This is a genomic window from Paracoccus sp. S1E-3 (genome assembly GCF_013868135.1).
Classification (GTDB): Bacteria; Pseudomonadota; Alphaproteobacteria; order Rhodobacterales; family Rhodobacteraceae; genus Paracoccus.
Map to the genome: position 1 here is coordinate 75853 of NZ_JACEMU010000017.1, position 22858 is coordinate 98710.

The 22858-nt window shown below is 67.4% G+C and carries 25 protein-coding genes and 1 pseudogene; 15 read left to right on the forward strand and 11 right to left on the reverse strand.

What is annotated here, in order from left to right; genetic code table 11:
- Positions 1 to 483, forward strand: a pseudogene (locus tag H1S04_RS17660) (RNA pseudouridine synthase); the annotation flags it as partial.
- On the opposite strand, the gene hemP reads toward H1S04_RS17660, so the two are convergent.
- Together hemP and H1S04_RS17670 are read right to left on the reverse strand one after the other, a co-directional pair.
- Positions 484 to 660 carry a hemin uptake protein HemP gene (hemP, locus tag H1S04_RS17665; protein WP_181746808.1) on the reverse strand — a complete coding sequence of 59 codons (177 nt, stop codon included), beginning with the start codon at positions 658 to 660 and terminating at the stop codon, positions 484 to 486.
- A 72-nt stretch (positions 661 to 732) separates the two neighbouring features.
- Complete coding sequence (locus tag H1S04_RS17670; protein ID WP_181746809.1) at positions 733 to 1644, reverse strand: zinc ABC transporter substrate-binding protein; 912 nt, start codon at positions 1642 to 1644, stop codon at positions 733 to 735.
- A 78-nt stretch (positions 1645 to 1722) separates the two neighbouring features.
- Between H1S04_RS17670 and H1S04_RS17675 the strand changes: the two genes are divergently transcribed.
- The 4 genes from H1S04_RS17675 (at position 1723) to H1S04_RS17690 (ending at position 4184) form a co-directional block, all read left to right on the forward strand.
- Complete coding sequence (locus H1S04_RS17675; RefSeq protein WP_181746810.1) at positions 1723 to 2199, forward strand: Fur family transcriptional regulator; 477 nt, start codon at positions 1723 to 1725, stop codon at positions 2197 to 2199.
- Positions 2196 to 2981 (forward strand): metal ABC transporter ATP-binding protein, encoded by a 786-nt coding sequence (locus H1S04_RS17680; protein WP_181746811.1) that lies wholly within the window; start codon positions 2196 to 2198, stop codon positions 2979 to 2981. The genes H1S04_RS17675 and H1S04_RS17680 overlap by 4 nt, the downstream gene beginning before the upstream one ends.
- Positions 2974 to 3762 carry a metal ABC transporter permease gene (locus tag H1S04_RS17685; RefSeq protein WP_181746951.1) on the forward strand — a complete coding sequence of 263 codons (789 nt, stop codon included), beginning with the start codon at positions 2974 to 2976 and terminating at the stop codon, positions 3760 to 3762. Before H1S04_RS17680 ends, H1S04_RS17685 begins: the two co-directional genes overlap by 8 nt.
- Positions 3763 to 3959: 197 nt before the next feature.
- A complete protein-coding gene (locus H1S04_RS17690) occupies positions 3960 to 4184 on the forward strand; it encodes a hypothetical protein (RefSeq protein ID WP_370470502.1) in 225 nt (74 codons plus the stop codon).
- A gap of 159 nt (positions 4185 to 4343) precedes the next feature.
- Here the strand turns inward: H1S04_RS17690 and H1S04_RS17695 are convergent, their stop codons facing one another.
- From H1S04_RS17695 to H1S04_RS17705, 3 genes are all read right to left on the reverse strand, one after another.
- On the reverse strand, positions 4344 to 5054 hold the full coding sequence (locus tag H1S04_RS17695) for a YjbF family lipoprotein (protein WP_181746813.1): 711 nt from the start codon (positions 5052 to 5054) through the stop codon (positions 4344 to 4346).
- Positions 5051 to 7180, reverse strand: coding sequence for a YjbH domain-containing protein (locus tag H1S04_RS17700; RefSeq protein ID WP_181746814.1), 2130 nt, complete (start codon positions 7178 to 7180; stop codon positions 5051 to 5053). Before H1S04_RS17700 ends, H1S04_RS17695 begins: the two co-directional genes overlap by 4 nt.
- Positions 7181 to 7343: 163 nt before the next feature.
- The gene (locus tag H1S04_RS17705; protein WP_181746815.1) at positions 7344 to 7949 is read right to left on the reverse strand and encodes a COG3650 family protein; all 606 of its coding nucleotides are present in this window, start codon (positions 7947 to 7949) and stop codon (positions 7344 to 7346) included.
- Positions 7950 to 8257: 308 nt separating this feature from the next.
- Here H1S04_RS17705 and dusB point away from each other — a divergent pair, with 308 nt between their 5' ends.
- The 5 genes from dusB to H1S04_RS17730 all read left to right on the forward strand — a co-directional run bounded on the left by dusB (position 8258) and on the right by H1S04_RS17730 (position 15565).
- The gene (gene dusB, locus H1S04_RS17710; RefSeq protein WP_255435690.1) at positions 8258 to 9307 is read left to right on the forward strand and encodes a tRNA dihydrouridine synthase DusB; all 1050 of its coding nucleotides are present in this window, start codon (positions 8258 to 8260) and stop codon (positions 9305 to 9307) included.
- Positions 9304 to 10425 (forward strand): nitrogen regulation protein NR(II), encoded by a 1122-nt coding sequence (locus H1S04_RS17715; RefSeq protein WP_181746816.1) that lies wholly within the window; start codon positions 9304 to 9306, stop codon positions 10423 to 10425. The genes dusB and H1S04_RS17715 overlap by 4 nt, the downstream gene beginning before the upstream one ends.
- A 4-nt stretch (positions 10426 to 10429) precedes the next feature.
- Positions 10430 to 11836, forward strand: a complete 1407-nt coding sequence (locus H1S04_RS17720) for a sigma-54 dependent transcriptional regulator (protein WP_181746817.1) — start codon at positions 10430 to 10432, stop codon at positions 11834 to 11836.
- Positions 11837 to 11918: 82 nt separating this feature from the next.
- Positions 11919 to 14183, forward strand: coding sequence for a PAS domain-containing sensor histidine kinase (locus tag H1S04_RS17725; protein ID WP_181746818.1), 2265 nt, complete (start codon positions 11919 to 11921; stop codon positions 14181 to 14183).
- Entirely contained in the window at positions 14180 to 15565 is a 1386-nt protein-coding gene (locus H1S04_RS17730) for a sigma-54 dependent transcriptional regulator (protein WP_181746819.1), read from the forward strand. The genes H1S04_RS17725 and H1S04_RS17730 overlap by 4 nt, the downstream gene beginning before the upstream one ends.
- 85 nt (positions 15566 to 15650) lie before the next feature.
- On the opposite strand, the gene H1S04_RS17735 is transcribed toward H1S04_RS17730, so the two are convergent.
- Positions 15651 to 16907 (reverse strand): lytic murein transglycosylase, encoded by a 1257-nt coding sequence (locus H1S04_RS17735; protein ID WP_181746820.1) that lies wholly within the window; start codon positions 16905 to 16907, stop codon positions 15651 to 15653.
- Positions 16908 to 17023: 116 nt separating this feature from the next.
- On the reverse strand, positions 17024 to 17362 hold the full coding sequence (locus H1S04_RS17740) for a hypothetical protein (RefSeq protein ID WP_181746821.1): 339 nt from the start codon (positions 17360 to 17362) through the stop codon (positions 17024 to 17026).
- A gap of 41 nt (positions 17363 to 17403) precedes the next feature.
- Here H1S04_RS17740 and H1S04_RS17745 point away from each other — a divergent pair, with 41 nt between their 5' ends.
- A complete protein-coding gene (locus H1S04_RS17745; RefSeq protein ID WP_181746822.1) occupies positions 17404 to 17871 on the forward strand; it encodes a YbaK/EbsC family protein in 468 nt (155 codons plus the stop codon).
- Complete coding sequence (gene recO / locus H1S04_RS17750; protein ID WP_181746823.1) at positions 17871 to 18584, forward strand: DNA repair protein RecO; 714 nt, start codon at positions 17871 to 17873, stop codon at positions 18582 to 18584. Before H1S04_RS17745 ends, recO begins: the two co-directional genes overlap by 1 nt.
- Here recO and H1S04_RS17755 read toward each other — a convergent pair.
- From H1S04_RS17755 to rpsU, 4 genes are all read right to left on the reverse strand, one after another.
- Positions 18571 to 18942, reverse strand: a complete 372-nt coding sequence (locus H1S04_RS17755) for an META domain-containing protein (protein ID WP_181746824.1) — start codon at positions 18940 to 18942, stop codon at positions 18571 to 18573. The two genes, recO and H1S04_RS17755, sit on opposite strands and share 14 nt — an antisense overlap.
- Entirely contained in the window at positions 18929 to 19345 is a 417-nt protein-coding gene (locus H1S04_RS17760) for an META domain-containing protein (RefSeq protein WP_181746825.1), read from the reverse strand. Before H1S04_RS17760 ends, H1S04_RS17755 begins: the two co-directional genes overlap by 14 nt.
- Positions 19346 to 19362: 17 nt before the next feature.
- A complete protein-coding gene (locus H1S04_RS17765) occupies positions 19363 to 19821 on the reverse strand; it encodes a carboxymuconolactone decarboxylase family protein (protein ID WP_220185289.1) in 459 nt (152 codons plus the stop codon).
- 165 nt (positions 19822 to 19986) lie between these two features.
- Positions 19987 to 20193: a 30S ribosomal protein S21 gene (gene rpsU, locus H1S04_RS17770; RefSeq protein WP_166330881.1), complete on the reverse strand. Its 207-nt coding sequence runs from the start codon at positions 20191 to 20193 to the stop codon at positions 19987 to 19989.
- A gap of 96 nt (positions 20194 to 20289) precedes the next feature.
- On the opposite strand from rpsU, the gene H1S04_RS17775 reads away from it, so the two are divergent.
- From H1S04_RS17775 to H1S04_RS17785, 3 genes are read left to right on the forward strand one after another with little or no spacing between them, the layout of a single operon-like run.
- Entirely contained in the window at positions 20290 to 20937 is a 648-nt protein-coding gene (locus tag H1S04_RS17775; RefSeq protein WP_181746826.1) for a COQ9 family protein, read from the forward strand.
- Positions 20934 to 21920 carry an NAD(P)H-quinone oxidoreductase gene (locus H1S04_RS17780; protein WP_181746827.1) on the forward strand — a complete coding sequence of 329 codons (987 nt, stop codon included), beginning with the start codon at positions 20934 to 20936 and terminating at the stop codon, positions 21918 to 21920. Before H1S04_RS17775 ends, H1S04_RS17780 begins: the two co-directional genes overlap by 4 nt.
- Before the next feature lie 8 nt (positions 21921 to 21928).
- A complete protein-coding gene (locus H1S04_RS17785) occupies positions 21929 to 22858 on the forward strand; it encodes a hypothetical protein (protein ID WP_181746828.1) in 930 nt (309 codons plus the stop codon).

Here is a 22858-nt window from a genome sequence, read left to right on the forward strand (position 1 = left end):
TTCGCCCGTCGCGAGGACGGCGACCGCAAGCCCTTCGCGCGTCGCGAGGATGGTGATCGCAAGCCCTTCGCGCGTCGCGAGGATGGTGATCGCAAACCCTTCGCCCGGCGCGAGGACGGTGACCGCAAGCCCTTCGCCCGTCGCGAGGATGGTGATCGCAAGCCCTTCGCCCGGCGCGAGGATGGCGACCGCAAGCCCTTCGCCCGCCGCGACGACGGCGACCGCAAGCCCTTCGCCCGCCGCGAGGACGGCGACCGCAAGCCCTTCGCCCGCCGCGAGGATGGTGATCGCAAGCCCTCGGGGCCGCGCGGCTTTGGGGGGGTGTCGGATCGGCCCGGTTCGGGGCCGCGCGGTGGCTTCAAGCCGGGCGGAAAGACATCGGGCGGAAAGGGACCGGGGGGCGGCCGTCCCTTTGCGCCGCGTGGCGGCAAGCCCGGTGGTGCGGCGGGTGGACCGAAGGGGCCGCGCCGGCCGAAGGGGTAATCACTTCGTCAGGATCAGCTTGCCTGCGCGGGTCACGCGCAGGTTATAGACCTGATCGTTCAGAACGATCAGCGCCTGATTGCCGCCTTTCGTCAGATCGATCGCGTCGTGAACGGGAAGGCCGTTCACGGCGGTAATTCCGGTCAGGCCGAATTCGGCGGGGCGGGTCGCGGTCATGGCGCATCCTTTGCTGAACTGTCGCCAGTAACCTGCGCGACGCGCCGACTAATGTCAAAGTATTTTTGTCAGCTATTGCGACGGGGCCGTCAGACAGGCGGTGAGCCGCTGCCCCAGCTGGTCGAGAAGTTGGCCGTAAAGCCCGGCACCGGCATCCAGTTCGGTGCCTTCCGGCGATAGCGGCTCCCCGATGCGCAGGTCGGTGCCGGCGGTCAGGTCCTCGATCAGGCGGTTGGGTTGATTCGCCTCTGGAAAGGCGCAGACGGCGCCGGCGGCGATGATCTGGTCCTGCACCTCGCGGATGCGCGCGGCCGAGGGGGCGGAGGCGTCGCCAAGGGTGACGGCGATGCCGGGCGCCAGCCCGTAATGGTCGGTGAAATAGCCATAGGCATCGTGGAAGGTGACGAAAGCCCTCCCCTTGGCGGGCGTCAACAACTGTGTCAGCGCCGCGTCGCGATCCGCCAGCGCCGTCCGGGCGGCCGTCGCATTGGCGCGATAGGCGGGGGTATGTTCGGGATCGGCCTCGGAGAGGCGCGCGGCGATCGCGTCCAGCCAGGCAGCGCCATTCTGGGGGTCGAGCCAGGCATGAGGGTCGAGGCCGTTATGATCGTGATCTGCCGAGGTGTGGGTGTCCTGCTCTTGCGCGGCGTCTGTGCCATAGCTGCGCCTCACCGGGCTGGCGGGCAGCAGCGGCAACTGTTTTTGCGGCGCGATGCGGGTGGCGGCGCGGTCCAGCCATGGGGTCAGTTCCGGGCCGACCCAAATCAGCAGATCGGCGCCCTGCAAGGCCCGCGCCTGACTGGGCCGCAATTGGAAATCATGCGGATCGGCCCCCTTGTCCAGCAGCAGCACCGGCTGGCCCAGATCGCCCATCACCTGCTGGACGAGCGATGCGGTGACCGGGGTGTCGGCCACGACAGCGGGCACCTCGGCCAGGGCAGGGGCGCCCAGCAAGACAAAGCTCAGCAGAAAATCGGGGCGCATCGCGGTTCCTTCCTTGAGAATGCGGCTGGAAGATGTATGTAATAACGTAACAGGTCAACCGAAATGTGATACAGTAACATGAAAACCGCCTTCGAACGCCATGACCACAGCGCCTGCGCCGATGCCGCCATGGCCCGCGCCACCGATCTGGCGGTGGCGCGGGGCCTGCGCCTGACGCCGGTGCGCCGCCGCGTGCTGGAGATCCTGCTGGAGCGCCACCGCGCATTCGGTGCCTATGAGGTGCTGGAGCGGCTGGCGGCGGAAGGTCTGGGCAAGCAGCCCCCGGTGGCCTACCGCGCGCTGGAATTTCTGGTCGAGAACGGCCTTGCCCACCGGATCCAGCGGCTGAATGCCTTCACCGCCTGCCAATCCGCGCATGCCGACGGTCAGGCCCCGGCCTTCCTGATCTGCCGCGAGTGCCAGACCGTGGACGAACTGGATGCCGCCACGCTGCGGGCCGAACTGTCGGCGGCGGCCGGGCAGGCGGGCTTTGCCGTCGAACGCGCCACCATCGAGGCGCTCGGCCTCTGCGCCGCCTGCGCGGGCCGCGCATGAGGGCCGAGATCACGCGCCCCGCGCCGCTGATCGAGGCGCGCGACCTGACCGTGCGCCTGCGCGGGGCGGATCAGCCGATCCTGAAAGATGTCAGTTTCAACGTCCTGCCGGGCGAGATCGTGACCGTGGTCGGGCCCAACGGCTCGGGCAAGTCGACACTGGTGCGCGCGGTACTGGGCCATGTCGCGGCGGAATCGGGCGAGGTCATCCGCCGCAAGGGCCTGCGCATCGGCTATGTCCCGCAACGCGTCCATGTCGATGACCGCATCCCGATGAGCGTGCGCCGCTTCCTGTCCCTGCCCGAACGTGTCAGCGATGCCGAGGCCGGCGCCGCCTTGGCGCGCACCGGCGTCGACGGGCTGCAGGATCGCCAGATCACCCGCTTGTCGGGCGGACAGTTCCAGCGCGTGCTGCTGGCGCGCGCGCTGCTGCACCGGCCCGAATTGCTGGTGCTGGATGAACCTACGCAGGGCCTCGACCAGCCCGGCATCGTCGCCTTCTACCGCCTGATCGAGGAGATCAGGCGCGCGACCGGCGCGGCGGTGCTGATGGTCAGCCATGACCTGCTGGTGGTGATGCGAGCCTCGGATCATGTGATCTGCCTGAACGGGCATGTCTGCTGCCATGGCACGCCGCAGGCGGTCAGCGAAGCGCCGGAATATCAGGCGCTGTTCGGGGCCGATTCGGCACAGACGCTGGCGCTGTATCGCCATCACCACGACCACGACCACGACGGGCGTGGCCACCATCGCCACCACGGGGACGCCCATCATCATGCTTGACGATTTTCTGGTGCGGGCGGGTCTCGCGGGCCTGGGCGTGGTGCTGGCGGCGGGGCCGCTGGGATGTTTCGTCGTCTGGCGGCGCATGGCCTATTTCGGCGATGCGACTGCCCATGCGGCCATTCTCGGGGTGGCGCTCAGCCTCGGTTTCGGGGCGCCGGTCTATCTGGGCACGCTGGGCGTGGCGATCGTCATGGCGTGGCTGGTCGCCCATCTCGCCGGGCGCGGCGAGGCGGTGGATACCGCGCTGGGGGTGCTGGCCCATGGGGCACTGGCGGTCGGGCTGGTCGCGGCCAGCTTCGTGCCGGGCCTGCGCAACGACCTGAATGCCTGGCTGTTCGGCGATATCCTGCTGGTGCAGCCGACGGATCTGGCCTGGGTCTGGGGCGGGGCGCTGCTGGTGCTGGGGCTGCTGATATGGCGCTGGCAGGCGATGGTGACCGCGACCGTGAATGAGGAACTGGCCATGGCCGCCGGCATCAATCCCGCGCGCGAGCGGCTGATCCTGACGCTCGCGATGGCGATCATCGTCGCGGTCGCGATTCGTGTGGTGGGCGCATTGCTGGTTTCGGCCCTGCTGGTGATTCCCGCCGCCGCTGCGCGGGGAATCGCCCGCAGCCCCGAGCATATGGCGGTGATGGCGACCCTGATCGGGGCGGTTTCGGTCGGGCTAGGGCTGATCGCAAGCCTTTACGCCGACACCCCTGCAGGTCCTTCGGTCATTGTCGCGGCGACGGCGATATTCCTGTGTTTGCTGCCTCTCAGGCGGGGGCTGGCATAACTGCCACAGGGCCTTTCAGAGCGCCAATCACGGGGGGAACCCTATCCCTCGGAAGGTGTTGTGAAATATGCAACAGTCGGGGCAAACCCGCGCGGCAAGGGAATTAATCCGGCTTTCAAAGCCCCGCGGATTGTGAGACTGTCGCCTCGATGTTGCTGGATACGGCAGCTTTCAACAAGACCTAACGGAGCATGATCATGACCAAATTTGCTACCTTCGCACTGGCCCTCGGCCTGACCGCTTCCTCGGCTCTGGCCGGTGGCTACGTTGCCCCCGTCGTGGAAGTCGAGCCCGTCGTCGTTGACGCCGCCAAACCGGCTTCGTCGAACGCTGGCCTGGTTGTCCCGGCTCTGCTGCTGCTGGGCGTCATCGCCGCCGTCGCTTCGGACGACGACGATGATGATGACGACTCGACCAACTAATCATTGTCCGCAAGGACTTGATTTGGAAGGGCTGGCGCTTCGCCAGCCCTTTTCCATTGTTCCTCCGGCCGGGTCAGCGCCGGGTGCTGGCCTCCCCCGGTCACAAAAAAACGCCCGACCGCTGAGGCCGGGCGTCATGGGTGCATCGCGTCCCGACGATCAGGGGCGGATGGTCTGGATCGTCACATAGCCGAGCGCCGGGCTGATCCACTGGCGTGAAACGGGGATCTGCCCCGAAGCGCTGACCAGATAGGAGTTCTGCACCTCGACGCCGCCACCCTCGCAGGTCTCGACCACCTGCGTGGCGTTCCAGCTGGTGCCGGCGAAGGCGAAGCCCTTGCCGCCGCCGATGGCGACGGTGCAGGTCATCTGCAGCGGGCGCTCAACCCCGTCGCCGCCCAGATAGCGGTTGATCCGCGTCGTCTGACCGGCGCGGCGCGACCGGATCAGGGCGGCAACATTGTCGACCTCGGCCACGGACAGATCATGTCCCAGCCCCTTGGTGCCGGTCAGCATCCCGCCGCGGATGATCAGGGCCTGCTCGTTCGGGGTCATGTAGGTGCGCATGCCGCTATTGTCGCCCACCATGGCCATGACCTGGGTGGCGCCGCTGCTTTCCAGCCCGACCAGGATCAGCGGGGCCGGGTTGGCGGCAAGCGCGCGTGCGGCCATTTCATCGGCGCTGAGGGGCGCTGCGGCGGCAGCCGGGGCCTCGGCGCCGCGACCGGTGGCGCGGGTCACCGTCGGGCCGACGGCCTGGCGCAACTGGCCAAGAATGGTGCCCTGGGCTTCGTCGTTCGGCGTGCCGCAAGCAGCCAGCAACAGCGCAGTGGCCATCAGCCCCGCCACGTTCTTCATCACGCGAGTCATCGCCAGAATTTCCCCCATCCGTCGTAGAGTTTGTTGGTTTGGTTCTGGCGCACCAGTTCATACAGCCGCCCGTCGACCCGCACCCGCGAGCCGCCGTCGCGCGACAGCGAACGGATATCGCCGCCGATGCGTCGGGTCGAGGGCTGCCCGATCGCCCAGGTCAGCGGGATCGACAGCTTTATGCCCTTGTCGAACGAGCCTTCGCCGTATTCTTCCTCGCTGAGGTCGGTCTTGCTGGCATAGGCGCCGACGCGCCAGCCGTTCTCGAATTCACGGTTGAGCGCCACGGTGGCGCCGACATCGCCCGCAAGGTATTGCCCCACGTCTATCTGGCCCCAGATCCCGCTGCCAAAGTCGTAATAGGCCGAGACATGGCCGGTGGTGACCTCGTAATCGCGGAATTCAAAGGCCTTCTCGAAGTCGCGCTTGCGCACGCGGTTGATCTCGGCACCAAGCGCCAGGCGACTGTCGACCGGCTTCCACAGGATTTCGCCCGAGACCCCGCCATAGGCGCGTTCCAGCAGGCCGACGGTGACGCGCGAATAGGTGGTGGGGGTCGGCTTGGCATACCAGGCAAGGGTCAGCCTCGGCACGGTCGGGCGGTTATTGCCCGCATACATGCGGCTGTCCGAACGCACGCGCGGCACGCCATATTCGTTTTCATCGATGCCGAGATCATCATATTCGTCCGGCGTCATGTTGCCGGGGGCTTTCTGGTCGCTGTTGCCGAAGGCGCGCTGGCGGATGGTACCCGACAGGATCAGGCCCGGCGCGATCTCGTATTTGGCCGAGAGCTCGGCGCCGACCTCGTAGCGGAGCGGGTCGTCGGGATCGAACATCCCCAGCGACAGATAGGGTTTGATTCCCCAGTTGAATTTCGGATAGATTCCGGGCGAATAGACCAGATCGGCCGGGCGCGGCTCGCCGTCAACGATCTGGGCGCGCTGCGCAATATGGGCCGAAGCGGTGTTTTCCAGCCGCTCGATATCCGAGCGTCGCAGCACCACCGACGAGGTGGCCAGCCCGTTTTCCATCGAGGTGATCACGAAGGTCTCGACCGAGGGCGGCAGCGCGCGGGTCATCAGTCGTGCGGTGCGGCCAATGGCCTCGGCCTGCATGTTATAGCGCAGGTTGCGGATGCGGACCTCGGCCCGATTGGACGACAGCGCCATCGATTCCAGCACCTGACCCTCGCCCTTCAGCGCCTTGCTCAGCGCGGTCTGGATGGCGGGCTGCGCGGTCGGATCGGCGGACCATGCGCCCGACCAGCCCTCGGGATCGGCCGAAGGCGCCGGGCGCGGGCGCACCGGCGCTGGCGCCGGTTCCAGGCCGGAAGGGAAGGCAGATTTGCGGGCGTTCAGCGCCACCGTGCCCTTGATGCCGAAGGTCTTGCCGCCGATGGTATAGGCGCCCAGTTGATAGGTGTCGCCGATACGGTAATTGATGCCGAGATTCAGCTTGCTGTCGACCTCATCGGCACCGCCCTCGACCTCGGGGAGGTAGTCGTCATAGGAATATTCGGCCAGCACCGACAGGTTGTCCGTGGCCTGCCACTCGACCGAGGCGAAGGGCTTGGCGCTGCCGGTGAACCAGTCGTCGACATTCGGCTTGCCGCCTTCGTCGGTGTAGTCGGTGCGCCGCCACGCTCCCGCCAGCCGGCCCCAGCCGATCCCCGCCGAGACCCGCACCCGCGGGGTGACGGTCTTGGTGGCAACCAGGTATTCGCCCGAATAGACGCCCGTGCCCATGAAATCGCGCAGACCGATCGCCAGCGAAGGCTGCCAGCCCGGCTGTTCGTTCAGCAGCTGGAACTGCAGGTCGAAGCTGCGGTCGTACAGCGCGTCGCGCTTGGGATCGATACCGTCGATCTTCGCATAGCGCAGCGCCGTGGTCAGGCGCGGCACCGGCTGGAAGCTCAGCGTGACGCGGCGGCCGTAATCGCTGTTGCTGACGGTCGCCGACAGCTCGCCCTCGGGCGGGGCGACGGCGGTAGGGGTATCGATCGCGCCGGGCATGCCGTAGCTGTTCAGGGTCTGCCCGAATGTGGGCGCGGCGACCCCCACGGCCGTCACCGAAGCGGACAGCAGCGCGGTAGAGGTCAGTAGCAGCGGGCGGAAGCGGCGCATGAATGGTTCCTCGGCATCTTTTTTGTTGCGGGGACTATAGGGCCGTGCCCCGGTCGCGCCAATGGCAGGTGGCCCGATTGCGGCGGGATTTCGCAACCTGTTGCTCTGCTGCCTGCGCGCAGAAAGGCCGGCCCCGGAAGTGGGGCCGGATTATGCCGCGATATCAGCTGCGTGCGGGCTTCGAAGCCGGGGATTTGTCAGCGGCGGCCGGGGCCGATGCCGTAGCGGCAGGGGCGACTTCTGCCGGGCTTGCGCAACCGCTGGTTGTGCGCGAGCCGATCCGCAGCGATGCCGTCATCGGGAATTTCTCGCCCGACATGTTGTCGACGCAATCCTTGCCGTTGATGTTCAGCGAGAAGGGCGCCCCGTCCAGCACGCCGATATATTCGACGCCCCCAGCATAGACCAATCGGTTGACCTTGATATTGCGGCCCTTCTGGTTTTCCGGGGTCTGGTATTTGGCGGTGCCCGCGGCGACGTCGATACGCCAGAAGGGTTCGTTGCCGCGGGCGACGAAGGCGGCGGTGTTCAGCGTCTCGGATTCGGCGGTGGCCACGGCCTTCTGATCGCCGGCGGTCTCGATCGGGACATCGCGCGGGGACACGGCCGGATCGACCAGCGGCGTCTTCATCGGATCGACCGGCGGTGTGGTCGCGGCCGGGGTCGCGTCCAGCGGCTTGTCCCAGGGCATGCGCAGGTCTTTCATGGCCTGTTCGTCACAGGCTGCCAGCGCCAGCGGCAGCAGCACCAGGGCGAGACGGAGTTTCATCGAGCTGTCCTTCATTCTGTTTGGGGTCATATCGGACTTGGGCGGCGGGCGCCGATCCTGTATCCGACCCGGATCGGAGCGTGCAAATTGGCCCTGCAATAACCCATCGCCCCCTGACCCGGCAAGCGTCGCGCCTGATCGCGGCAAATCGCAGGCGCCGAAGGCAGTCGTGATCCGCTGATATTCTAGTCAATGGGCGGTTATGTGCCTATTATATGGGCAAGCGCTGCGGTTTTTCCGCGCCACTCCGCCCCAATCTGCTTGAGAAAACCGCAGCCGCGCATTCTGGAAGGCATAAGGCAATAATGATGACGATGCAGAAAACCGATGAAAATAGCCCCGCACTCCACCTGCCGGACGCGATCCGGCTGGGGGCGGTGACGCTTGGCGCACCGGTTTTCCTGGCGCCGATGGCCGGCATCACCGACCTGCCGTTCCGCCGCGCGGTGGCGCGCTTTGGCGCCGGGCTGGTGGTGAGCGAGATGGTCGCCTCAAGCGAGATGGTGACGGCCCGGCCCTCGCCCAAAGCCTCGGTCCGGGCGCGGGCACTGACCGAGGGCGCGACGCCGGTTTCGGTCCAGATCGCCGGGCGCGAGGCCGGGCCGATGGCGGAAACAGCGCGGATCGTCGCCGGAATGGGTGCGCGGATCGTCGATATCAACATGGGCTGCCCGGCCAAGAAGGTGACGGGCGGGTTGTCGGGGGCGGCGCTGATGCGCGACCTCGACCACGCGCTCGGGCTGATCGACGCCGTCGTGGCGGCGGTTGATCTGCCGGTGACGCTGAAGATGCGGCTGGGCTGGGACGGCGATTGCCTGAACGCGGCCGAGCTTTCGGCGCGGGCGCGCGATGCGGGGGTGCGGATGCTGACCGTCCACGGACGCACGCGGGCGCAGTTCTATACCGGCAGCGCCGATTGGGCGGCGGTGCGGGGGGTGGCGAACCTGCCCGGCCGGCCGCCGCTGGTCGTCAACGGCGATATCGTCGATGTGGGCAGCGCGCGGGCGGCGCTTGCGGCCTCGGGTGCCGAGGCGGTGATGGTCGGGCGCGGCGCGCAGGGGGCGCCCTGGCGGCTGGCGCAGATCGCGCATCAGCTTTACGGCACGCCTGCGCCGGTGGTCCCGGAAGGCCAGGCGCTCGCCGATCTGGTGGCCGGGCATTACGAAGACATGATGTCCTTCTATGGCACCGATCCGGGCCTGCGCGTGGCGCGCAAGCATCTGGGCTGGTATGCCGAGGCGACGGGCGCCACTGGTCGCGAGCTGCTGTTCCGCGCCCCCAGTCCGGCGGAAACGCTGCGCCTGATCCGCAGCATCTTCGCCGATGCGCCCGGCCCGGAAAACAGGGCCGCGGCATGAATGTCGTTCCCGCCTTCGCCCCCGGTCCCAGCTTCGATGCGCTGCCGCTGCCGGGGCTGATGCTGGACGGGCATAACCGGCTGGTGGGGGTGAATGACGCGGCCGAACTGTGGCTGAACCTGTCGCGCCGCACCGCCCTTGGCCATCGCCTGGACGAGGAGGTGATCCAGTCCCGCCTGCGCATCGATCCGCCGATCTGTCCGCTGATCGACCGGGTGCGACTGGCGCAGGGCGCGCTTGGCTTGCCGCGCGTCCGCTTTGATCTGGGCGACCGCTCGGGCGGGCACCAGCCGCGTTTCGGCGACATCCATCTGGGTCCCGCGCCCGAGGCGCTGGCGGGCGGCGTCACCGTGCTGATCGCGCCGACCGAACCGGCCGAGCGGATGGAGCCGGGCCACGCCGCCCGCAAGGCCGCCCGTCAGGCGATCGGCATGGCCGAGATGCTGGCCCACGAAATCAAGAACCCCCTTGCCGGCATTCGCGGGGCGGCGCAGCTTCTGTCGATGAACGCGACCGAGGAGGATCGCGAGTTCACCGATCTCATCGTCGAAGAATCGCGGCGGATCGTGGCCTTGCTGGATCAGGTGGAACGCTTCGGCGACACCACCGCGCCCGATCTGCGGCCGGTCAATCTTCACGACATCCTCGAACGTGCCCGCCGCTCGGCCGAACTGGGATTTGCGCGCAATGTCGAGGTCATAACCGAATACGACCCCTCGCTGCCCGACGCTCTGGGTGATGACGACCAACTGATGCAGGTGGCGCTGAACCTGCTGAAGAACGCGACCGAGGCACTGGCCCGTGGACAGGCCGAAGGCACCGGCGGGCGCACCATCCGCATCCACAGCTTCTATGACGGCGCCCTGCGCGTCGACCGCAGCGAGACCAGCCCGCAAGGCCGCGTGCTGCCGCTGCAGATCGAGATCGAGGATGACGGTCCTGGCATCCCCGAAGGCATCGCCGGCCAGATCTTCGAGCCCTTCGTCTCGGGCCGCGAAAACGGCACCGGGCTGGGGCTGGCGCTGGTGTCGAAGATCGTCACCGACCACGGCGGCTGGCTGCGGGTGGATTCGCGCCCCGGTCGCACCGTTTTCCGCATTTCATTACCGAAGGCTTGACCCCATGGACGGAACCATCCTGATCGCCGACGACGACCGCAGCATCCGCACGGTGCTGACGCAGGCGCTCAGCCGGGCGGGGTGCCGCGTTCATGCCACCGGCAGCCTGCAGCAGCTGCTGAAATGGGTCGAGGAGGGACGCGGCGATCTGGTTGTGACCGACGTGATGATGCCCGACGGCAATGGTATCGAGACCATTCCGGCCATTCGCCGGATGCGCCCGGACCTGCCGGTGATCGTCATCTCGGCCCAGAATACCATCGTCACCGCCATTCGCGCGACCGAGGCCGAGGCCTTCGACTATCTGCCCAAACCCTTCGATCTGCCGGATCTGCTGACCCGCTCGCGCGAGGCGCTGTCGCGCCGGCCGCGCAAATCCGATCTGGTGCCCGAGGCGCGCGCGATCCCGAGTTCGGTGGGCGGCGCCGATCCCGAACTGCCACTGATCGGGCATGCCCAGGCGATGCAGGCGCTGTTCCGGCTGGTGGCCAAGGTGCTGAATGCCGACCTGCCGGTGATGGTGACCGGGCAGGCCGGGGTTGGCAAATCCACCATCGCGCGGGCGCTGCACGAATATTCCGACCGCTCCAGCGGGCCGCTGGTGGTGGTGACGCCGGCCGATGGCGGCGCCGAAAGCCTGTCCCGCGCCGTGCAGGACGCGCAGGGGGGCACCCTGCTGATCGAAAACCCGGCGGGCTTCGATGCCATCGCCCAGACCCGGCTGCTGGCGCTGCTGGAACAGGCCGATGGCGCGGGCGAGGCGCCGCGCCTCGTCTCGACCAGCGGTCCCGCCCCGCAGGAGGACATGGACGAAGGCCGGCTGCGCCCGGACCTCTATTATCGCCTCGCCGGGGCAACGATTGCGGTGCCGCCGCTGTCGGCGCGCCGCGACGACATCCCGGCCTTGGCGCGGCATCTGATGGCGCGCACGGCGGGGCAGGGCCTGGCCGAACGTCCGCTGCCCGAGGATGTGCTGGCCGATCTGCGCGGCCAGGATTATCCGGGCAATGTGCGCCAGCTGGAAAATCTGGTGCGCCGGCTGGCGCTGACCGGCGCCGGTCCGGTGACGCTGGCAGAGTTGCGCGACGCCCCCGGACCGGCGACACCGGCGCAGTCCGCTGCGGGGCGCCCGGCCAATCGCGGTGCTGCGGGGGGGGCGGGGCAGCTTTCCGCTTCGGTTGCGGATCACCTGCAGCGCTATTTCGACCTGCATGGCGATCAGCTTCCGCCGCCCGGCCTTTACGACCGGATCCTGCGCGAAATCGAGGTGCCGCTGCTGGAAATCGCGCTGGATGCGACCGGCGGAAACCAGTTGCGCTGTGCCGAACTGCTGGGCATCAACCGCAATACGCTGCGCAAGAAACTGTCGGACCTGAATATTCAGGTGACACGCCGCCGCCGGGTGATGTAAAACGGTCACAGCGACGCGCATTTCGTCGCGTCGAAGCAACAGAGACGCCGCTCCGAACGGCGCAGGACCGAGCAGAACGAGCATGTCGGCACCCGGCCTGACATCCCTACGCGCCTCGCGGCTGGCCGACCGGCTGGCCCGGCTGACCGCACGCCGCCGCTGGCGGACGGTGGCGACGCTGGCCGTTGTCATGGCCGCGCCGGTTCTGGCGATGCTGACCGTCATCGTGCTGGGCACGGTGGGAGTCACCGGCGGCTCGCGCGGGCTCAGCCTGGTTCTGGTGCTGGATTTCGTCTATCTGCTGCTGCTGCTGGGACTGGTGCTGATGCGGCTGGCGCAGATGATCGCCGCGCGCCGCCGGGCGCGGGCGGGCTCGCGTCTGCATGCGCGGCTGGTCGGCATCTTCGCGCTGATCGCCATGGTGCCGACGGTGCTGGTGGCGCTGTTCGCCGGCGTGGTCATCAATATCGGGCTGGAGGGCTGGTTCTCGGACCGGGTGCGCGAGGTGGTGGGCAATGCCCAATCCGCCGCCGTCGCCTATCAGGAGGAACACCGTGTCGACCTGACCGAGGATGCCACCACCATCGCCATCGTGCTGCGTCAGGCGGCAGCGGCCGATCCGCTGATCGACGACGGCGACCTGCGCCTGATCCTGACCGATCAGCAGGCGCGCACCCAACGCGGCCTGCGCGAGGCCTATGTCATCGACGGCGCCGGCGCCATTCACGCCCGTGGCGAACGTTCCTATGATTTCTGGTACGAACGCCCCGATCCGGCACAGTTTGACGCCGCCCGCAGCGATGGGGTGATCCTGATGGAGGACTGGTCGCAGAACGAGTTCCGCGCGCTGGTGGCGCTGCCGCCGCTCGCCGATCGCTTCCTGTATGTGACCCGCGATGTCGATGGACGACTGCTGAGCCTTCTGGACGACACCCGCGAGACCATCGGCGAATACCAGCAGCTGGAACGCGATCGTGGTCGGGTGCTGTTCGAATTTTCGCTCGTCTATCTTGGCTTTGCGCTGCTGCTGATCGCCGCCGCGATGTGGCTGGCGCTGTGGTTCGCCGAGCGTCTTTCGCGCCCCATCGGCCATCTTGCCGAAGCGTCCGAGCGCGTGGGCCAGGGCGATCTGGACCTGCAGATTCCCGAGGCCGATACCGGGGACGAAATCCAGACGCTTGGCCAAAGCTTCAACCGCATGACCCGCCAACTGAAACAGCAGCGCGAGGAACTGGTCCAGAGCCATCGCGCCAGCGACGAACAGCGCCGCCTGTTCGATTCCGTGCTGTCCAGCGTCACTGCGGGGGTGATCGGGCTGGATGCGGAGGGGGATGTCGATTTCCTGAACCGCTCGGCCGTGCGGATGCTGGGGGTGGACCCGGCCCGCGCCCATGATCGCCCGCTGGCCGAGGTGGTGCCGGAATTCGCCCCGCTGCTGGCGCGTCTGGAAGGATCGGTGGCCGAGGCGGTGCAGGACGAGATTCGCCTCGCGCGCGAGGGGCACATGGAAAACCTGCTGGTCCGGCTGGCGGTGCGGCGCAGCGCCGATGGCGGGCTGGAAGGCTATGTCGTGGCCTTCGATGATGTCACCGACCTGGTCAGCGCGCAGCGCATGGCGGCATGGGGCGACGTGGCCCGGCGCGTGGCCCATGAGATCAAGAACCCGCTGACGCCGATCCAGCTTTCGGCCGAACGGCTGCGGCGCAAATTCGCCAAGGCCGTGCCCAACCCCGAGGAACGCGAATCCGTCGACAGTTATGTCGATGTCATCATCCGCCAGACCAACGACCTGCGCCGGATCGTCGATGAATTCTCGCGTTTCGCGCGGATGCCCGAACCCGACCGGCGCGAAACCGACATCGCCAAACTGCTGCGCGACACGGTTCTTCTGCAACAGGACGCCGTCAAGGCCGACATCATCGCCGATATTCCCGCCACCCCGGTGCGGGTCGATTGCGACGCCACGATGATGGCGCAGGTCTTCACCAACCTGCTGAAAAACGCCTCGGAAGCGATCGACGAATGCCGCGATGACCCGCCCGAGGGCTGGCGCCCCGAAATCCGCGTGGCCCTGGCCGAGGATCACGACGCCGTCACCATCACCATCGCCGATAATGGGCCGGGCCTGCCCGAGGACCGCTCGCGCCTGTTCGAACCTTACGTGACGCTGAAGCCGGGGGGCACCGGACTTGGCCTGCCCATCGTCAAGAAGATCGTCGAGGAACATGGCGGCAGCTTCACCCTGACCGACGCCCCCGGCACCGGTGCCTTGGCTGAACTGCGCCTTCCCCGCGAACGCCACCCCATCCGAATTGCAAGAAAAAACAAAGAGCAGGACGTGACATGAGCGACATTCTGATCGTCGATGACGAACGGGACATCCGCGAGCTGATCGCCGATATCCTTCAGGACGAGGGTTTTCCCACACGCACGGCCGCCAATTCCGACGAGGCGATTGCGGCGCTGAACGAGGCCGAACCCGCGCTGATGATCCTCGACATCTGGCTGAAGGACAGCCGGATGGACGGGATCGACATCCTCAAGCAGGTCAAGCGCAACAATCCCGATGTGCCGGTCATCATCATTTCGGGGCACGGCAATATCGAAATCGCCGTCGCCGCGATCAAGCAGGGCGCCTACGACTTCATCGAAAAGCCCTTCAACATCGATCAGCTGATGGTGGTGCTGAACCGGGCGCTGGAAACCAACCGGCTGCGGCGCGAAAACGCCCAGCTGAAGCGGGGCGAGGTGAAGGCGGCGGAGATGCTCGGCGGCTCGGCGGCGTTCAAGCGCATGCGCGACCAGCTCGACAAGCTGTCGAAATCCAACGGCCGGGTGATGCTGACCGGCGAGCCGGGGGCGGGCAAGGAATTGGCCGCGCGCTATATCCACGCCCACAGCCCGCGCAGCAACGCCCCCTTCGTCGTCGTCCCCTGCGCCACCATCGAGCCGGAGCGCATGGAGGAGGTCCTGTTCGGCCGCGAAAGCACCGATCGCGGCGTCGAACCGGGGCTGCTGGAACAGGCCCATGGCGGGTCGATCTATTTCGACGAGGTTTCGGACATGCCGCTGGGCACCCAGCCGAAGATCCTGCGGGTGCTGACCGAACAGCAATTCGCCCGCGCCGGCGGCTCGGACAAGGTGCGGGTGGACCTGCGGGTGATTTCCTCGACCAACCGCGACCTGCCGGCCGAAATCGCCGCCGGCCGCTTCCGGCAGGAATTGTATGACCGGCTGAACGTGGTGCCGCTGGCGGTGCCGTCGCTGGCCGACCGGCGCGAGGATATCCCGATGCTCGCCGCCTATTTCATGGCGCAGGTCCATGACGAACAGGGCCTGCCGATCCGCGATCTGTCCGAAGAAAGCGCCGCCGCCCTGCAGGCGATGGACTGGCCGGGCAACATTCGCCAGTTGCGCAATGTCATCGAACGGGTGCTGATCCTCGCCGAGGATAACGGCCCCATCCGTCCCGAAGAATTGCAGGGCCAGGGCGCGCCGCAGGGCGAGGGGGCCGATACCCTGACGCTTGGTCCCCGCATCACCGCGCTGCCGCTGCGCGAGGCGCGCGAGCTGTTCGAGCGCGAATATCTGCTGAACCAGATCAATCGCTTCGGCGGCAATATCAGCCGCACCGCGCAATTCGTGGGGATGGAGCGCAGCGCGCTGCATCGCAAGCTGAAATCGCTGGGCGTGGTCGGCGGCCGCGCCATCGACGACGAGGACGAATAAGCAGAAGGGCGCGGCTTCTACACCGCGCCCTTCCCAACTTCAGTGTCCAAATACCTTTGGGGTCCGGCGGCAAGGCGCCCGGTCGTCAGCTCGCCGCCTGCAGTTGCTTCAGCAGCGTCGCATTGGCATAGCCGTCCGGGTTGACCCCGATCCGCTGCTGGAACGACTTGATGGCCGCCATGGTCTTTTCGCCGATGGCGCCGTCGGGCTCGCCCACGTTATAGCCCATGCGGTTCAGCAGGCGCTGCACTTCCTCTTTCTGGTTATGGGTCAGCGCCCCCGCCTCGCGCGGGAAGGCGCCGACGATGCCCGGTCCGCCGCCGATGCGGTTGCCCAGCATCGCCACGCCAAGCGCATAATTGTCCGAGGCGTTATAGGCGCGGATCGCCATGAAATTCTTGGTCACCAGGAAGGCCGGGCCCTGTGCGCCCGCCGGCGCGATGATCCCGCCCGCCGGCAGGCTGCGCCCATTGACCGCAACCACCCCTTGCGAGGCCCAGGTCGCGCCCGATTTCACATTGCTGCGCCCGGTCTGGCCATAGTTGAAATTGCCGGGAAGGCGCACTTCGACCACCGCCGGCAGCCCCGGCACCCAGCCCGAGCGCGCCAGATAGGCTGCGGTCGAGGCGAGCGAGTCCGTCGGATCATCCGACCAGATGTCGCGCCGGCCGTCGCCGTTGAAATCCACCGCATAGGACAGATACGAGGTCGGCATGAACTGGGTATGCCCCATTGCGCCCGCCCAGCTGCCCAGCATGTGCTGGGGATCGGTATCGCCCGCCTGCAGGATCTTCAGCGCCGCGATCAGCTGGCCCTGGAACATCTCGCCGCGCCGCCCGTCATAGGCCAGCGTGGCCAGCGACGGAATGATCTGCATCTTGCCGCGATTGGCGCCGAAGTTGGATTCCATCCCCCAGACCGCCATGACGATATTTCGGTCGACGCCGTAGCGCCCCTCGATCTGGCTCAGCACGCCGCCATAGGTGCGTGCCAGCCCGCGCCCCTTGGTGGTGCGGCTGTCCGAGGCGGCGCTGTCCAGATACTCCCACACGGGGCGCGAGAATTCCGCCTGCTTGCGGTCCAGCCGGATCACTTCGGGGTTGTAGCGCGCGATGCGCATGGCGTTGTCATAGGTGGCCGCGCTGATCCCCTGCGACAGGGCGCGCGGGCGGAAGGACTGGATCCATGCCTGCAGGCCCGCCTCGGATGCGGGCGAGGCCGCCGGGATCGGCGCCACCGTGACGGAGGATCCGGTCGAGACCGATCCGACCGGCGCCCCACAGGCTGCGAGGATCGCGAGCGCTGCGGCCGAAAGGGTGAGTTTGGTGAATCTGCTGCTCATTCTGTCCCTGCCTTTTGGGTGATTTGCAGCGAAGATAGCGCAGCCGAGGGCCGAGGAAAACGGGGTGATTCGCGGCCCCCGGCATCGGCGGAAATCCGCACAATCTTGGGGCGAGTTCACTCCTCGTCCGCGTCGCTCACCGTTTCGCCGTCGAAGAAGGGCTGCATCTGGGCGACGATCACCGCGTTTTCCGCCAGCGCGCGGGCCATCAGGTCGCGGTCCTCGTCGCCGATTTCCTCGCCTTCGGCCTCGCGCTCGGCCAGGGTGCCGTAGCCGGTGACATCCAGCGGCGCCAATTCCGCCTGTTTCAGGATCGCCACGGTCTCGCGCACGGCCTCGGCCTCGTCCGCGCCGGCGGCATAGACCAGCAGCCCCGCGCCGGTCGCGCCCTCAGGCAGGCCGTCGCCTTCGCTCCGGCCGACCTGCACCAGCAGCGTATAGACTTGTTGCGCCATCCCGGCCCCCTTACAAAATCCCTAAGAAACGGGAGTGCGCGATGAGCAAGAGTTTGGCAAGGGTCGAAGCGGCCCTGCGCGATGCGGGGCTGGACGCCGAGATCCGCGAGATGGGCGATACCCGCACGGCGGTGGACGCGGCCACGGCGGTGGGTTGCGAGGTCGACCAGATCGCGAAATCCATCATCTTCCGGGGCGAGGAGAACGGCCATGTGGTGCTGTTCCTGACCGCCGGCGGCAACCGCGTCGATGCGGCCAAGGCCACCCTGCTGGCGGGCCAGCCGCTGGGCAAGGCCGATGCGAACCTGATCCGCGCGGAAACCGGCTTCGCCATCGGCGGGGTGGCTCCGGTCGGTCATCTGACCGAGATCACGGCCTTCATCGACCCGCGCCTGCTGGAATTCGGCACCGTCTGGGCCGCCGCCGGCACGCCCCGGCATGTCTTCGCCATCGCCCCCGCTGATCTGGTCCGGGTCAGCGGCGCCCAGGCGGCGGATTTCACCCTCTGATGGATTGGCGGGGCGCGGGCACGGTGATCGCGCGCCGCCCGCATGGGGAACATGCGGTCATCCTTGACATTCTTTCGTCCGAGGCGGGGCGCATCTCGGGCATGGTGCCGGGCGGGGCGAGCCGCAAAAGGGCGGCGATGCTGCAACCGGGCAACCGCGTCGCGGCCACATGGCGCGCCCGGCTGGAGGATCAGCTGGGCACCTTCACCGTCGAACCCGAGCGCGCCCGGCCGGGGCTGCTGACCAGTGCCGCAGCGCTTGACGGAATGAATGCCACGGCGGCGCTGCTGCGCGTCGCGCTGCCCGAACGCGACCCCCATCCGCGTCTGTCGGCGGCCTCGGAGGCGCTGTGGGACGCGATGGATGCAGGCGCCGACTGGGGCGGCGATTATGTCCGGTGGGAGCTGTTGTTGCTGGACGAGATGGGGTTTGGGCTGGACCTGTCCAGCTGCGCCGTGACCGGTGCGCGGCAGGGGCTGGCCTATGTCAGCCCGACCTCGGGCCGGGCGGTGACGGCGGAAGGGGCGGGGGAATATGCGCCACGCCTGCTGCGGCTGCCCGCCATGCTCGGCGGCACGCCCAGCAATGATGATCTGGCGCATGCCCTGGCGCTGACCGGGCATTTTCTGGACGCCTGGCTGGCCCGGACCCATGTCGGGCGCCCCCTGCCTGCCGCCCGTGACCGGCTGGTGGCCCGGCTTACTCGGCGGTGAAGCGCAGCTTGTGGTCGGGACCGACCAGCACCAGCCCGTCCGCATTGCGTTCGGCCGTCGTGACCTGCCCGAGCGCAGCATGGAACGCGCTTTCGCCGCCTTCGATGATGCAGGCGCGCCGGGTCGTGGCCAGGGGCGACAGATCGACCGCAGGCCAGACGGCACGGTTCTGGCCGTGATAGGCATTGCACGGCCCCTGACCCGAGATCTTGTTGCCCGCAATCTCCAGCGTCGCCGTGCCGGGAATGGCCGCGCCGTCGATATCGACCAGCCTATAGCTGCCATCCATGCCCGGTGCGTCCTGCGCACAGGCCGCCATCAACAACAGCCCCAGAACCGCCACATCAGAAAACCTCATCGCCGCGCGCCTCTCGTTTCGCGAAAATCATCTCGGTGCCCGGACCGGTCAGCACCAGGCGGGAACCGTCCCGCCGCATCGCCTCGACCCGGCCCAGACGGTCGATATACTCGGCTTCGGCCCGGCGCCGTTCGGAATCCGCGCAGGGCAGGTCGGTCGGCTCGATTCCCCGCGCCGCAAAGCCGGGCGGCGTGGCCGCCTGCGCCGCCGCATAGGCGTTGCACGGCCCGACCCCGGTCAGCCGGTCGCCGTCGATCCTGAGCGACACATCTGCCCCCCAGGGCAGGCCGTCCATCTCGACAAGAATCCAGTCGACGCCGTTGATCCGCTGCGCCTCGGGCAGTTCCGGGGTGCTGCACGCGCTCATCAGCAGAAGCGGGATCAGTTTCGGCCAGGATGTCATCAGCCTGCCTGCCACGATCAGGATTCTGTGGATTCGTTGCGGATCGGATGGACGGCACGGAAGCTCACCGCGAAGCGGTTCCAGGTGTTGATCGAGGTGATGACGAAGGTGACTTCGGCGCGCTCCTGTTCGGAGAACACCGCCGCAAGGGCCTCGTAGTCGGCATCGGGGGCGCCGGTGGCCTCGATCCGGGTCAGCGCCTCGGTCCAGCCGAGTGCGGCGCGTTCGCGGGTGTCGAAGGCGGGGCTTTCGCGCCATGCCGCCAGCACGTCCAGCTTTTGCTGGGAAAGCCCGGCGCGCCGCGCGGCCGGGGCATGGATGTCAAGGCAATAGGCGCAGCCGTTGATCTGCGAAGCCCGCATCTTGATCAGCTCGCGCAGGGCGACGGGGATCGACAGGTCCTTTCCGGCCTCATCCATGGCCATCAGCGCTTTTGCGACCTTCGGGGCCGCGCGGAAATAGTTCATCCTCGCCATCGCCGGATCCTCTCCTCGGGGCATGGGGAATTATAGGGTGGCGCGGACGGCGGCGCAAAGGTCCAGGAACGGCGGCCAAAATAAAACCCCCGCAGATCGAAACCTGCGGGGGTTTTGAACCTCATCCGGTTCGCTTTTGCCTAACAGAGCGCTTCCGCGCGACCGTCAGAGCGCGCCTTCGCGCTGTGCCTTCTTACGCGCCAGCTTCCGGGCGCGGCGGACGGCCTCGGCCTTTTCACGGGCCTTCTTGACGGACGGTTTCTCGAAATGTTGCTGAAGCTTCATCTCGCGGAACACGCCTTCGCGCTGAAGTTTCTTCTTCAGTGCGCGCATCGCCTGTTCGACGTTATTGTCGCGAACGTTCACCTGCATGTGGTTGTCACCACCTTCCTAGGTTAGAGTTGATCGAAATTGCAGGAAGCCGCCCTATATCGGCCGCTTGCCCATTTGTCCAGCCCGGAGGCGAAGATGACCGACACGCGTGACAGACTGGCCGAGGCCGCCATCCCCCATATCCCCTTCGACGGCATGAACATGGCCAGTCTGCGCGCCGCTGCTCGCGATCTGGGCCTTTCAGAGGATGTGGCGGTCGCGTTTTTCCCCGGCGGCGGCGCCGATCTGGCCGCCTGGATCCACAAGCGCGGCGACGACAGCCTGGCGCTGTGGCTGGCCGATGCCCCGTCCGAAGGCCGCTTCCGCGACCGCATCGCCGCCGCCATCTGGCAGCGGCTTGCCTTCGCCGATGCGGAACTGGTGCGCGCAGCCTCGGCGGTGCTGGCGCTGCCGCAGAACCAGCCGCTGGCGGCGAAGCTGCTGTGGGGAACCGCCGATGTGATCTGGTCGGGGCTGGGGGACAGTTCGCGCGATGTGAACTGGTATTCGAAACGCGCCACCCTGTCGGCGGTCTATGCTGCCAGCGTCCTCTATTGGCTGGGCGATCAGTCCGAAGGGCGGCGCGACACCCGTGATTTCATCGACCGCCGTATTGACAGCGTGATGCAGTTCGAGAAACTCAAGGCCTCGGCACGGAAGATTCCGGGCGTGTCGATGCTGACCGATCTGGCGTTCGGCTGGGTTCGGGCCCCGAAAGCCGCCGAAGAAAAGGAAAAGGCATGACCCTTCCTGACACCATGCGCGCGGTCGAAATCACCGAAGCCGGCGGCCCCGAGGTTCTGGTTGAAACCACCCGTCCGGTCCCGATGCCCGGCCATGACCAGATCGTTATCCGGCTGGCCTATGCCGGTGTGAACCGCCCCGATGTCGCGCAGCGGCAGGGCACCTATGCGCCGCCGCCCGGTGCATCCGATCTGCCGGGGCTGGAAGGCGCGGGCGAAGTGGTTGCGGTGGGGCGCGGGGTGACGATGTGGAAGCCCGGCGACCGCGTCTGCGCGCTGCTGCCCGGCGGCGGTTACGCCGAATATGTCGCCTGCGATCAGACCCATGCCCTGCCCATCCCCGAAGGCATGACCCTGCGCGAGGCCGCGGCCCTGCCCGAGACCGCCTTCACCGTCTGGTCGAACGTGGTCATGCGCGGCGGCTTGCAGGCGGGCGAGCGGTTTCTGGTCCATGGCGGCAGCTCGGGCATCGGCACCATGGCGATTCAGGTGGCGCGGGCCCTGGGCGCGCGGGTCTGGGCGACCGCCGGGTCGGCCGAGAAATGCGACGCCATCGCCGCGCTCGGCGCGACCCCGATCAATTACCGCGAGGCCGATTACGTCAAGATCCTGCAGGAGGCCGGGGGCGCGAACCTGATCCTCGACATGGTCGGCGGCAGCTACATCGAGCGCAATCTGAAGGCGCTGGACCTGGACGGCCGGCTGGTGATGATCGCCTTTCTGGGCGGGGCCAAGGCGGAAATCAACTTCGCCTATGTGATGATGCGGCGGCTGACGATCACCGGATCGACCCTGCGGCCGCAATCGGATGCCGCCAAGGCCCGCATCGCCGACGCGCTGCGCACGCATCTGTGGCCGCTGATCGGTGCCGGCAAGGTGCGTATCCTGATCGACAGCGAATATCCGCTGGCCGAAGCCGCCGCCGCCCATCAACGGATGGAAAGCAGCGCGCATATCGGCAAGATCGTCCTGAACATTCGCTGAGGTCCCCCATGATTGCGAAACCCGAATTCCTGACCCTCGATGCCGAGGTCTTCTATAACGGCCCCGCATTGGAGGCCGCCGGCATCGGCCCCGACATGTGGGACGAGGACCGTCTGGCCGAATATCTGGAGGACGGCGTGGCCTTCGAGGCCGCCGACGACCCCAACAGCGCAATTGTGCAATACCCCTCCGAAGAAGGCGGGTTGGCGATGCTGCTGCGCTGGGATGATGAAGCTTACGAGCTGCTGAATGCCTGGCCCTTCCTGCCCGAGGTGGTCAGCACCCCGGCGTCGCCCTTCCGCATCGGCGAATCGCCCGAAGGCGATCAGGCTTTCGTCACCTGCCAGATCGGCGGCGCCGCACTGGTCTATTTCGAGGATTCCTATCTGCTGTCCCGCGACGAATATCGCGCCGGCGAGATCGAGTTCGCCCAGTTCTACGCCATCGGCGCCCAGTTTCGCCCCGCCGGAACCGGACTGCTGGAAATCGGTCCGGACGATCCGGCCTATGCCAGCCTGGTGGAAAACGGCGCGACCCTCAATTCCAGCGGCAATCTGGAATTCAGCCTGGCAGGCGCGGCCCTGATGGCGCCGCGCTTCGACATCGCGCCAAATGCCTATGAATTCCGGGGCGAGGTGGTGTCGCTGGCCGAGTTGAACGACTGGATCGTGCCAGACGCGGCCATCGCCCGCGTCACCGTCATGCGCCCCTTCGAGGACGAGGACGGCGAGCCCGATGCCGAGGGGCTGGACCTGCCGATCCTGCTGCGCAAGCCGCTTCTGGAAGCCGAGGACTGGCCGCAGCCCGGCGACGAGGTCGAGGGGGTCATCTATGTCTATGGCTCGGGCTTTGCGGCGCCCTTCGACGATGACGATGACGACGACAATGAGGATGACGGCGCGGGGGATGCCGAGGAGGGCGTGCCGATCCTGCGCTGA